The organism is Pseudosulfitobacter sp. DSM 107133 (assembly GCF_022788695.1).
GTDB lineage: Bacteria > Pseudomonadota > Alphaproteobacteria > Rhodobacterales > Rhodobacteraceae > Pseudosulfitobacter.
The window spans coordinates 1,361,616-1,372,282 of the sequence record NZ_CP085154.1; the positions used below are offsets into that span (position 1 = coordinate 1,361,616).

The window sequence follows — 10,667 nt, forward strand, 5'->3', positions numbered from 1 at the left end:
GCCACGCAGGCCCCCTATACTATATTATACAGCGCAGTCTCAGACGATGGTGGCTTCGGTCGCCGCGCGCAGCTCTTCCTCGGTGACGCCATCGGCGCATTCCACGATTTTCAAGCCACCCTCGACAACATCAAGAACACCCAGATTGGTGATGATGCGATCTACCACGGCTTTGCCGGTCAGCGGCAGGGTGCAGGATTTCAACACCTTGGACTCCCCGGCCTTGTTCTGGTGATCCATGACCACAACCACGCGGCCCACGCCCGCGACCAGATCCATCGCGCCGCCCATGCCCTTGACCAGCTTGCCCGGAATCATCCAGTTTGCCAGATCGCCGTTCTCGGCCACTTCCATGGCGCCCAGAATGGCCGCTGCAATCTTGCCGCCGCGGATCATGCCAAAGCTGGTGGCACTGTCGAAATAGGCGGTGCGCGACAGTTCGGTGATGGTTTGCTTGCCTGCGTTGATCAGATCGGCGTCTTCTTCACCTTCGAAAGGGAAGGGGCCCATGCCCAGCATCCCGTTTTCCGATTGCAGGGTAATGTCCTTGTCACCGACATAGTTGGCCACCAGCGTCGGAATGCCGATGCCCAGGTTCACATACATGCCGTCTTCAAGCTCCTGTGCCGCGCGGGCGGCCATCTGGTTACGATCCCAAGGCATTACTTTTCCTCCTGCGGACGGGTGGTGCGTTGTTCGATGCGCTTTTCGTGTTCGCCCTGAATGATGCGGTGCACATAGATGCCGGGCAGGTGGATGCTGTCGGGGTCCAGCGACCCGCGCGGCACGATTTCCTCGACTTCGGCAATGCAGACTTTGCCGCACATGGCGGCAGGCGGGTTAAAGTTGCGCGCGGTCTTGCGGAACACAAGGTTGCCGGTGTCGTCGGCTTTCCACGCTTTCACGACCGAAAGATCAGCCACAATGCCGCGTTCAAGGATGTAATCCTGACCGTCGAAATTCTTCACCTCCTTGCCCTCGGCAATCTGGGTGCCGACGCCGGTCTTGGTATAGAAACCGGGGATGCCGGAGCCGCCTGCGCGCATCCGCTCGGCCAGTGTGCCCTGGGGGTTGAATTCCAGCTCAAGCTCGCCGCTTAGGTACTGACGCATGAATTCGGCGTTTTCGCCCACATAGGACGAGATCATTTTCTTGACCTGCTTGGTTTGCAGCAGAATGCCGATACCGAAATCATCCACGCCTGCGTTGTTCGACGCAAAGGTCAGATTCTTGGTGCCGGCCTCTTTGATGGCTTGCAACAGCAGTTCGGGGATGCCGCACAGGCCAAAGCCCCCTGCAGCGATCAACATGCCATCCGATAGAACGCCATCCAGCGCCTCGGCAGCAGAACCATAAATCTTATTCATGAATATCCCCTTGTGTCAGTGTTCCGAGAAGTTCTGACCCTGCGTCGCCCCGGTGTCAACATGACGCAGGGGCTTAGGCGAAGCCAGGAGGGGATGTTACCGCCACCAGTCGCATAATGTGCGCAGGTGGCGGTGAGCGTGTCAGGTTTCGCCCGAAGCGGCCTTTGTCGTGGTCGCTTTCTTGGCCGCAGGTTTTTTTGCCGCCGGTTTCTTAGCGGCAGGCTTTTTGGCAGCCGGTTTCTTTGCTGCGGGCTTTTTCTTGGGGGCGGCTTTGCGTTTGGCGGGAGACTTGGCCAGCTTTTCCTCGATCAGCAAAACCGCGGCATCCATTGTCAGATCGTCGGGCTCGACCTCTTTGGGAATGGTCGCGTTGACCTTTTCCCATTTCACATAGGGGCCATACTTGCCCTTCATGATGTTCACAGGGCCGCCCTGATCGGGGTGTTCGCCCAGTTCGCGGATCGGCTTGGCAGCCACACCGCGCCCCCCGCGCGAGGCGACTTTTTCCGCTAGAAGCTGCACCGCACGGTTCATGCCGACGGTCCAGACCTCGTCGATGCCTTCAAGGTTGGCATTGGTGCCGCCGCGTTCCGAGGTGCTTTCGGCGTGTTTCAGATAGGGACCATAGCGCCCGATATTGGCCCAGACGCTGACCCCATCCTCGGGGTGCGGGCCGACCAGACGGGGCAGCGACAGCAATTGCAGCGCCTGCGCCAGATCGACATCGGCGGGCGGCCAATCCTTGGGGATCGACTGGCGTGGCGGTTTCTTGTTGTCGTCAGTGACCTCGCCGCGTTGCACATAGGGGCCAAAGCGGCCCTTGAACGCGTAAATCTTGTCGCCTTCGTCCTCGCCCAGCATCTTGCCTTCAGGCGGGATGCCACCGGTATCTTCGGCACCCGGAGGGCCGAAGGCGCGGGTGTAGCGGCATTCGGGATAGTTGGAACACCCGATAAAAGCGCCCCCCGAACGGGCGGTGCGCATCGAAAGGCGACCATTGCCGCAGTTGGGGCACAGGCGTGGATCGGTGCCGTCCTCGGTGGGGGGGAACAGGTGCGGTTCCAGCACCTCGTTGATCTTTTCCAGAACCTCGGTGATCCGCAAATCGGATGTTTCAGCCACGGCGGCCGAAAAATCACGCCAGAAGGTCGCCAGAACCGATTTGTAATCGCGATCCCCTGCGCTGACATCATCCAGCTCTTCTTCAAGCGAGGCGGTGAAATCATAGCCCACATATTTGCGGAAATAGTTTTCAAGGAAGGCAATCACCAGCCGCCCCTTGTCCTCGGGGATCAGGCGGTTCTTGTCCTTGCGCACATATTCGCGGTCTTGAATCGTGGTGACAATGCTCGCGTAGGTCGAAGGGCGGCCGATGCCCAGCTCTTCCATCCGTTTGACCAGCGTCGCCTCGGTGTAGCGGGGCGGGGGCTGGGTGAAATGCTGTTCGGGCGTGACGGCACGCTTGTCCATCTTGTCGCCTTCGCTGATCTGCGGCAGGCGCTTGTCGTCGTCATCGGTGACATCGTCGTCGCGGCCTTCTTCATAGACCTTGAGGAAGCCGTCAAACAACACGACCTGACCCGTGGCGCGCAGGATGACCTGACCGTCCTGGCTGCCCACGTCGACGGTGGTGCGTTCCAGACGCGCGCTTTCCATCTGGCAGGCCAGCGTGCGTTTCCAGATCAGATCATACAGCTTGCGCTGGTCGCCATCGCTGATTTTCAGCGCATCCACGTCCTGCGTCATCTCGGTCGGGCGGATACATTCGTGCGCTTCCTGCGCGTTCTTTGCCTTGTTCTTGTAAACGCGCGGGGTGCCGGGGACGTATTCGGCGCCGTAACGGTCCTTGATGGCGTCGCGCGCCATCTGCACCGCTTCGGGGGCCATGTCGATGCCGTCGGTCCGCATATAGGTGATATAGCCCGCCTCATACAGACGCTGTGCCGCGCTCATGGTCTGGCGCGCGCCCATGCCGAACTTGCGGCTGGCTTCCTGTTGCAGGGTCGATGTCATGAACGGGGCGGAGGGGTTGCGGTTGGCAGGCTTGGCCTCGACCGACTGGACCTTCAGGTCGCGGCTGCTGATCGCCTGCACGGCCATTTCGGCCTGTGTGCCGTTTTCAATGTCGTAACGGTCCAGCTTCTTGCCGGCCAAGGTGGTCAGCCGCGCCTCGAATTCCTGTCCGCGCGGGGTCGCCAGCAATGCCTTGACCGACCAGTATTCGCGGGCACGGAAGGCTTCGATTTCCATCTCGCGTTCGGTGATCAGGCGCAGACAGACCGATTGCACGCGCCCTGCCGATTTCGCGCCGGGCAATTTGCGCCACAGGACGGGGGACAGGTTGAAGCCCACCAGATAGTCCAGCGCGCGGCGGGCGAGGTAGGCCTCGACCAGTGGCATGTCGACCTGACGGGGATTCTTCATCGCCTCTGTGACGGCGGTTTTTGTGATCGCGTTGAACACCACCCGCGAAACGGGGGTGCTTTTGGTGATCGACTTGCGCTTGGTCAGCGCCTCTTGCAGGTGCCAGCTGATCGCCTCGCCCTCGCGGTCGGGGTCGGTTGCGAGGATCAGTTCGTTGTCGTTTTTCAGGGCGTCTGCGATGGCTTTGACATGCTTTTTGCTGTCGCTGCCAATCTCCCAAAGCATCTCGAAATCATGTTCGGTGTCGACCGAACCGTCTTTCGGGGGCAAGTCCCGCACATGGCCGTAAGAAGCCAGCACGGTGTAATTGTCACCCAGATATTTGTTGATTGTCTTGGCCTTGGCCGGAGATTCGACGACGACGACTGGCATAAATGATGCACCTCGGGGACAGTAAAACTTGCGCGTCTATGGCGGCGCTAGATGTGGGGTGCAAGCATTGAATGTCAACACGCCATCGTATCAGGCCCCCGTCGAGGTCCTTAATTGGGGCGTGTCAGCAGGCCGCCGGGGCTGCGTTCGATGTGTCCGTCCAGTTCCAGTTCCAGCAAAACCGGGGCTACATCGGAAGGGGCTGCCGCGATGTCGCGTATCAACTGGTCCTCGGCCAGCGGGGAAGGGCCCAGACGGTTCAGGATCTGGCTGTGCAGGGCGGCGGTTTCGCGCAAAGTGCGCCGGTCGCGGACCGGCTTTGGCGGTGGTGTGTGCGGCAGGTCCATCGGCAGGGCAGGTGCGCGCGGCGCCAACGGAGCCAGCGCCTCGATCACATCTGCGGCATTGCGGATCAACGTGGCCCCGTCGCGGATCAGCATGTTGCAGCCAGAGGCGCGGGCGTCCAGCGGGCTTCCGGGCACGGCCAGCACCTCGCGGCCCTGATCCAGCGCGTCGCGGGCGGTGATCAGGCTGCCGGACTTTGCCGCAGCCTCGACCACAATCGTGGCGCGGCTCAGCCCCGAGACGATGCGGTTGCGCGGCGGAAAGTGGCGCGCCATCGGTTGCAGGCCCATGGGCTGCTCCGACAACCGCAACCCGTGTTCGGGAATTGCCAGCGCCAATTCGGTGTTTTCCGCCGGATATATCATGTCGACACCGCCCGCCTGTACGGCCACGGTGCCGGTGTCCAGCGCGGCGGTATGCGCTGCGGCGTCGATGCCGCGCGCAAGGCCCGAGACGATCACATGGCCCGCCGTCGCAAGTTCGCGCGCCAGCGATTTGGCCATGCGGGAACCAAGGCTGGAGGCATTGCGCGCGCCCACAATCGAAATCATCGGGCGTTCCAGCACGGCAAGGTCGCCAATGGCCCACAGAAACGGGGGCGCGTCGGCCAGATCGCGCAGCGCAGCGGGATAGTGCGGTGCGGTCTGGGAAATCAGAGTTGCCCCGGCCGTCTGGCCGGCTTTCAGCTCGGCCTCGATGACGGCAACGGGGCAAGGGGTGTAGTTTTCCACACCAGCAGCGCGCGCCAGTTCCGGCAACGCATCAAGCGCATTTTGCGCTGTGCCATGTTCGATCAGCAATCTGTTGAACGTCGAGATACCGACCCGGCGAGATCGCAACAGGCGGAGACGAAGAAACCAATCGTCTTCCGGGGTGGGTGGGAGTGGGGGGTGAATGGAAGAAGGACTTAATCCTCGATCTGTCATCCGTCTCTCCGCCTGTTGCTGCAAGTGTTATGCAGGGTCGAGGTTAACAACCAGTGAAAGAATCAGCCTTCTTTCGACAGAAACTATCAAATGAATTGGCCCTTTCCTCAGCCGCCGCTGCCGCCCACCGTCAGACCGCCGATCATCAACGTCGGCTGGCCCACGCCCACGGGCACCCATTGCCCCGCCTTGCCGCAGTTGCCCATGCCGGGATCAAGCGTCGGATCGTTGCCGATGGCGCGAATCTTTTGCAGCGCCGTGGCGCCGTCGCCGATCAGGGTTGCGCCTTTGACCGGTGCCCCGACCACACCGTTCTGAACGCGATAGGCCTCGGTGCAGGAAAACACGAATTTGCCGTTGGTGATGTCCACCTGACCGCCGCCAAAGCCAACAGCGTAAATGCCGTCTTTCAGGTCGGCCACGATGTCACCCGGCGCGACAGTGCCACCCAGCATATAGGTGTTGGTCATGCGCGGCATCGGGGTGTGGGCGTAGCTTTCGCGCCGCCCGTTTCCGGTGGGGGCGACGCCCATCAGCCGCGCGTTCTGGCGGTCTTGCATATAGCCCACCAGCACGCCGTCCTCGATCAGCACATTGCGCGCGCTTGGGGTGCCTTCGTCGTCGACACTGATCGACCCGCGCCGGTCGGGGATGGTGCCGTCGTCCAGCACGGTCACGCCCGGGGCAGCAATGCGCTGTCCCATCAATCCGGCAAAGGCAGAGGACCCCTTGCGGTTGAAATCCCCCTCAAGCCCGTGGCCAATCGCTTCGTGCAGCAGAATGCCCGGCCAGCCGGGGCCAAGCACCACGTCCATCACGCCCGCAGGGGCGGGAATCGCATCCAGATTGACCACAGCCACCCGCAAGGCCTCGCGGGCCTTGGCCTGCCAGTCGGCGGGGTCCAGCAGGCCATCAAGGCCCACACGCCCGCCGCCGCCCGCGCTGCCCGATTCGCGCCGGCCGGCCTGTTCGACAATCACCGACACATTCACACGGGTCATCGGGCGCACGTCGCGCACCGATCCGCCTTCGGGACGCAAGATTTCAACCTCTTGCAAAGACGCGGCAATGGTTGCCGAAACCTGCACTACGCGGCTGTCCAAAGCGCGGGTGAATGCGTCGATCTCGCGCAGGGTGTCCAGTTTCACCGGAAAACTTGCACCTGCTATGGGGTCTTCGTCTGTATACAGACGGGTGTTTGTGGCCTGCGGCGCATCGGCCCATGTGCCGCCCCCGTCGCCAACAGCCAGCCGCGCGGTTTCGCTTGCACGCTTCAGGGCGGCTATGGAAAGCTCGGTAGAATGGGCATATCCGGCCACTTCGCCGCGCACCGCGCGCAGGCCGAACCCTTCCGAGGCATCATAGCTGGCGGTTTTAAGGCGCCCGTCGTCAAACACCATCGCCTCGGACCGGCGGCGTTCCAGGAAAAGTTCCCCGTCGTCGGCCCCGTCGGTGGCCGCGCGCAGCACCTGAAGTGCTTCGTCACGGTCCAAAAGGGTGTCGAACGGGGCGAAGGGGGCATCGGTCATTGGGGGCTGATCCTGAATTTTTCGAGTGAGGCGTCTCTTTGACGCGGTAAGAATGGCTTTATCTTGAGGGTAGAATATGATTGTAAGCGCGGGTAATACAACGGGAGGCGAAAGCGTAAGCTGCTTTGTCTATTCCCCGCGCCCAACAGCGATCACAAGATCAGGACGATACATGACCAAGCATTTCTCGATTAAGGGCCTTGTTTCCGGCCTTTTTGCCGCCTCAGCCGCACTGCCAGCGATGGCGCAGGACAACCTTGAAATCGTTGGCGCCCCGCGCGACGGCGTTATGGGCTTTCAGCCCGCCGTAACCGAACTGGCACGTGATTTGCAGTGGCTGGACCATATGCTGCTGGTCATCATCACGGCGATTTCCCTGTTCGTGATCGGCCTGCTGGTTTGGGTCGGCATCCGCTATAATGCGCGCCGCAACCCGAAGCCTGCGAGTTTCACACACAACACCCCGATTGAAATCGCATGGACCGTGATTCCGATTGTGATTCTGGTGTTCATCGGGGCGTTCTCGCTGCCGATCCTGTTCAAACAGCAGGAAATCCCCGACGCCGAAGTGACCATCAAGGTGACCGGTTACCAATGGTACTGGGACTACTCCTATGTGGACGAAGGCATTGAATTCTCTAGCTATATGATTGGTGCGCCGGCAACCGGCGGTCAGAACATGATGACCCCAGAGGTCGAGCAGCAGCTGATCGCCGCGGGCTATTCCAAGGATGAATTCCTGCTGGCCACCGACAATGCGGTTGTCGTGCCTGTGGGCAAGATCGTGGTGATGCAGGTCACCGGCGCCGACGTGATCCATTCCTGGGCGATGCCCGCATTCGGTGTCAAACAGGATGGTGTGCCCGGACGTCTGGCCGAACTGTGGTTCAAGGCCGAGCGTGAAGGTATCTATTTTGGCCAGTGTTCCGAGCTGTGCGGCATCAACCACGCCTACATGCCGATCACCGTCAAGGTTGTGTCCGAAGAAGCCTACGCTGCATGGCTGGAAAAGGCCCGCGAAGAATTCGCAAGCCTGCCCATGCCGCAAAGCTTCCAGATCGCTTCGAAGTAAGCCAACAGGGCGGGGGCTGTTCCCCCGCCTTTCCTGATTTCACATGATGCGTGAGACCCGAATGACCGATATCAGCAGCCAGCCACAGGCCTTCGAGGCCGAAGCGTCCTTTGGCGACTATTTCGCGCTGATGAAGCCGCGGGTCATGCAGCTTGTGGTGTTCACCGCATTGGTGGGCATGCTGGCGGCCCCCCATGGTGTGCACCCTGTCGTCGGCTTTGCGTCGATTCTGTTCATCGCCATCGGGGCAGGGGCTTCGGGTGCGCTGAACATGTGGTGGGATGCAGACATCGACCACATCATGAAACGCACCGCCAACCGTCCGATTCCTGCGGGAAAGGTCCAGCCGGGCGAGGCGCTGAGCATTGGCGTCGCGCTGTCGGGCCTGTCGGTGATGATGCTGGCGCTGTCGGCCAACTTTCTGGCGGCGGGGCTGCTGGCCTTTACCATCTTCTTTTACGCTGTCGTCTATTCGATGTGGCTGAAACGCTCGACGCCGCAGAACATCGTGATCGGCGGCGCGGCCGGGGCCTTTCCGCCGGTGATCGGCTGGGTTGTGGCCACCGGGTCCATGTCGGTCGAGGCGTGGTTGATGTTCGCGCTGATCTTCATCTGGACGCCGCCGCATTTCTGGGCGCTGGCCTTGTTCATGAAGTCGGACTATGACGACGCGGGCGTGCCGATGCTGACGGTGACACACGGGCGCAAGACCACGCGCAAACATATTCTGGCCTATACTGTCGTTCTGGCGGTTCTGGCTGTGGGCACCGCGTTCACATCCATCGGCGGTTTGATCTATCTGACCGTTGCGGTGATTCTGAACGCGCTGTTCCTGAAAGGTGCCGTTGCGATCTGGCGCCGTGACGAAGCAGATGCAGAAGCCGATGGCTACGCCGTCGAAAAGTCGTTCTTCAAACTGTCTTTGCTGTATCTGTTCCTGCACTTTGGTGCGATCATGGCCGAGGCGCTGCTGCGCAGCTCGGGATTGGGAGGCTGGTGATGGCGATCAAAGCTGAACACGAAATTCACGGCCGACGCCGCAGCCGTAATCTGGGCGTCGGGCTGTTGCTGGCCGCCTTTGTTGTGCTGGTTCTGGCGCTGACCTTTGCCAAGGTCACCAGCGGCGATTTTGAAGTGCCGCGCGCGGAGGCGTTGAAATGAAACGGATGCAAGGCCCTCAGCGCACGGTAGTCCAACTGGTTGGCGTCGTGCTGGTCATGGGCGCTCTGTCATGGGCTTCGGTTCCGTTTTATAACTGGTTCTGCCGGGTGACGGGCTTTGGCGGTACGCCTGGTGTTGCCGCCGAGGGGGTCGATCACATTCTGGACCGCGAGATCACAGTGCGGTTTGATGCATCGACGGATCGTGACATGCCGTGGGAATTCAAGCCGGTCGAAACCAAGATGAAGCTGCGCATCGGTGAAACCGCGCTGGCGTTCTTCGAGGCTTATAACCCCACCGACCGCACCATCGCCGGAACTGCCAGCTATAACGTCACGCCCTATTCGGCGGGCGGCTTCTTTAACAAGATCCAGTGCTTCTGCTTTAACGAGCAAGTTCTGCTGCCCGGAGAGCGCGTGCAAATGCCCGTAACTTTCTTTGTGGACCCCGAAATTGTCGATGACCGCGATGCAAAATATGTGCATACGATCACGCTGAGCTATACTTTTTACGAAATCGATCTGCCCGAGGGCTATGCTGCCCTGCAAGCAGAGAGCAACGATACCAACCTGAACTGAGGGACTGAACATGGCCCATGCCAAGAACCATGACTATCACATTCTGGCTCCGTCGATCGAGCCGTTTCTGGGCGCTTTAGCGGCCTTCATCATGCTGTTTGGCGGTGTGCTGTGGATGCACGACGTTACACCGTTTGTGTTTCTCGCAGGCTTTGCCGGCGTTCTCTATGTGATGTTCGCTTGGTGGTCGAAAGTGGTCGAGGAAAGCCACGTTGGCGATCACACGCCGGTTGTGCGCATCGGCCTGCGTTATGGCTTTATCCTTTTCATCATGTCCGAAGTCATGTTCTTTTCGGCATGGTTCTGGTCGTTCTTCAAACATGCCATCTATCCGATGGAAGATTATGTGGGTTCGACCTATACGGCCCCCTACATCCTTCCGGTTGACGCGCTGCATCTGCCGCTGATCAACACGTTGGTCCTGCTGTTGTCGGGCTGTGCCGTGACATGGGCGCACCACGCGCTGGTGCATGAAAACAACCGCAAGGATCTGGTGACAGGTCTGGCCATCTCGATCGTTCTGGGCGTCGCCTTTACCGCGCTGCAAGCCTATGAATACGCGCACCTGCTGCACGAAGGCTGGGAATTCGGCGCTGACGAATTCTATTCCAACTTCTTCATGGCCACCGGTTTCCACGGTTTCCACGTTATCATCGGGACCATTTTCCTGACCGTCTGCCTGATCCGCGCGATGAAGGGGCACTTTACCCCCGAGCGTCACGTCGGTTTCGAAGCGGCCGCATGGTACTGGCACTTTGTTGACGTTGTCTGGCTGTTCCTGTTCTTCGCCGTCTACATGTGGGGCGTGCCCAGCTAATAGAGCCCGGCGAATAGGGCAGGGCTGGTTGCACATCGCCACCAAATCTCTAATACCCGAAAGGCGCGTGGTGATC

At 60.5% G+C, this 10,667-nt stretch carries 10 protein-coding genes; 5 read left to right on the forward strand and 5 right to left on the reverse strand.

Annotated features, from left to right (window positions below; all coding sequences use genetic code 11):
- Positions 1 to 39: 39 nt before the first annotated feature.
- The 5 genes from DSM107133_RS06760 to tldD all read right to left on the reverse strand — a co-directional run bounded on the left by DSM107133_RS06760 (position 40) and on the right by tldD (position 6,963).
- On the reverse strand, positions 40 to 663 hold the full coding sequence (locus DSM107133_RS06760) for a 3-oxoacid CoA-transferase subunit B (protein ID WP_114294094.1): 624 nt from the start codon (positions 661 to 663) through the stop codon (positions 40 to 42).
- Positions 663 to 1,367, reverse strand: coding sequence for a CoA transferase subunit A (locus tag DSM107133_RS06765; protein ID WP_114294093.1), 705 nt, complete (start codon positions 1,365 to 1,367; stop codon positions 663 to 665). Before DSM107133_RS06765 ends, DSM107133_RS06760 begins: the two co-directional genes overlap by 1 nt.
- Positions 1,368 to 1,508: 141 nt before the next feature.
- On the reverse strand, positions 1,509 to 4,163 hold the full coding sequence (gene topA / locus DSM107133_RS06770; RefSeq protein ID WP_114294092.1) for a type I DNA topoisomerase: 2,655 nt from the start codon (positions 4,161 to 4,163) through the stop codon (positions 1,509 to 1,511).
- Between the two features lie 110 nt (positions 4,164 to 4,273).
- On the reverse strand, positions 4,274 to 5,434 hold the full coding sequence (gene dprA, locus DSM107133_RS06775; RefSeq protein WP_114294091.1) for a DNA-processing protein DprA: 1,161 nt from the start codon (positions 5,432 to 5,434) through the stop codon (positions 4,274 to 4,276).
- 107 nt (positions 5,435 to 5,541) lie between these two features.
- Entirely contained in the window at positions 5,542 to 6,963 is a 1,422-nt protein-coding gene (gene tldD, locus DSM107133_RS06780) for a metalloprotease TldD (RefSeq protein WP_114294090.1), read from the reverse strand.
- A 172-nt stretch (positions 6,964 to 7,135) separates the two neighbouring features.
- Between tldD and coxB the strand changes: the two genes are divergently transcribed.
- The 5 genes from coxB (at position 7,136) to DSM107133_RS06805 (ending at position 10,591) form a co-directional block, all read left to right on the forward strand.
- Positions 7,136 to 8,035, forward strand: coding sequence for a cytochrome c oxidase subunit II (gene coxB, locus DSM107133_RS06785; protein WP_114294089.1), 900 nt, complete (start codon positions 7,136 to 7,138; stop codon positions 8,033 to 8,035).
- Between the two features lie 61 nt (positions 8,036 to 8,096).
- On the forward strand, positions 8,097 to 9,035 hold the full coding sequence (gene cyoE / locus DSM107133_RS06790; protein ID WP_114294088.1) for a heme o synthase: 939 nt from the start codon (positions 8,097 to 8,099) through the stop codon (positions 9,033 to 9,035).
- Entirely contained in the window at positions 9,035 to 9,196 is a 162-nt protein-coding gene (locus DSM107133_RS06795) for a cytochrome C oxidase assembly protein (protein WP_114294087.1), read from the forward strand. The genes cyoE and DSM107133_RS06795 overlap by 1 nt, the downstream gene beginning before the upstream one ends.
- The gene (locus DSM107133_RS06800; protein ID WP_240310569.1) at positions 9,193 to 9,774 is read left to right on the forward strand and encodes a cytochrome c oxidase assembly protein; all 582 of its coding nucleotides are present in this window, start codon (positions 9,193 to 9,195) and stop codon (positions 9,772 to 9,774) included. The genes DSM107133_RS06795 and DSM107133_RS06800 overlap by 4 nt, the downstream gene beginning before the upstream one ends.
- Before the next feature lie 10 nt (positions 9,775 to 9,784).
- Positions 9,785 to 10,591, forward strand: coding sequence for a cytochrome c oxidase subunit 3 (locus DSM107133_RS06805; protein WP_114294085.1), 807 nt, complete (start codon positions 9,785 to 9,787; stop codon positions 10,589 to 10,591).
- The last annotated feature ends 76 nt before the right edge of the window (positions 10,592 to 10,667 follow it).